Here is a 1,324-nt window from a genome sequence, read left to right on the forward strand (position 1 = left end):
CCGGCCAGCGCGGCCGCGGCGAAGGGCCGCAGCGCGGGCGGCGCGACGAGGGAGACGTCGGACAGGTCGCCCCGGCGCACGTCCGCCAGCACGGAGGCCAGGGCCGGGTCGGCCACGACGAGGTCAAGCAGTCCGGAAAGGCTCATTGAAATCGCCCACAGCCCCCACGACGGCAACACGAAAGGCCCCCGGACGCGCAGGACACGGGGGTTGCGCGTCCAAGACTACTTGCCCCGGTCCGGGCCGCGGGAACGATCGGGGGTCATGTGACTATTCGTAGTCAATCAGCTACTGTAAGTGATATGAGAGGAATGCGATCGGTCGCCACGCAGGGCGACCTCTTCGAGCGACGGATCCAGGAGCGGTGGACGGAGCGGCGCGGGCGCCGGCTCGACGTCCTGATCGCGGGCTGCGGCTGGCCCGACCCGCTGAACCTGGAGATGGAGAGCCGCGTCATCGGGATCGACGAGGACCACCCGGTGGTGCGGGCGAACACCTCGGCGCGGGGGGACCTCACCTCGTGGGCGCTGGGCGACCTGCGGTCGATCCCGGTGCCGCCCCGGGCCTTCGACGTGGTCTACGCGCCCTTCCTGCTGGAGCGGCTGGAGCACCCCGAGCTCGTGCTCGACCGGCTGCTCGGGGGCCTGCGGCCGAACGGGCTGCTGCTGCTGCGGATGCGGGACCGGGAGTCGGCCTACGGCACGTGCGCCCGGCTGACCCCGCGGCCGCTGCGGCGGCTGCTGTGGCCCAAGCTCGTCCCCGCGGGCACGCCGGGGCCGCTGCCCAAGGTGTACGGCCCGTCCATCTCCCGGGAGGGCATCCACGCCTACTGCCTGACCCGGGGGCTGGTGGTCACCGACGAGTTCCTCGGGACCAGCAGCCCGGCGGCCGACCGGCCGCTGGTGCGCGCCGCGTGCTCGGTGATCGAGGCCGTCTCGCGCGGCCGCATCCCCGCCTCGCACGACGAGATCACCATGATCATCCGCAAGCCGGAGGACTATTTCACGCGACTGCTCTGAACCGGACCGGTTGATGTGGGACAACCGGAGTGGCTAAAGTGGCCATATCCGACTAAGTCGATCGGGAATGTGGAGCAGATGACGGCGCCCTTCGAGTGGACCCCCGACGCCCGCGAGCTCGCCGACCTGGAGCTGCTGCTCTCCGGCGCCTACCACCCGCTGACGGGCTTCATGGGACCGGCCGACGCGCACTCCGTGGACGAGCACGGCACGCTCGCCGACGGCACGCCGTGGCCGGCCCCGGTCACGCTCGCGCTGCCCGGCGACCACCCGGCCGCCCCCGGCGACCGGATCACCCTGCGCGA

General features: G+C 72.1%; 1 protein-coding gene and 1 pseudogene. Both read left to right on the forward strand.

Annotated features, from left to right (window positions below; genetic code table 11):
- Positions 1 to 302: 302 nt before the first annotated feature.
- On the forward strand, positions 303 to 1,019 hold the full coding sequence (locus ACWJ6R_RS36460) for a class I SAM-dependent methyltransferase (RefSeq protein ID WP_449066568.1): 717 nt from the start codon (positions 303 to 305) through the stop codon (positions 1,017 to 1,019).
- Positions 1,020 to 1,097: 78 nt separating this feature from the next.
- Positions 1,098 to 1,324, forward strand: a pseudogene (locus ACWJ6R_RS36465) (adenylyl-sulfate kinase); the annotation flags it as partial.

It is taken from the genome of Planomonospora algeriensis (assembly GCF_977012225.1).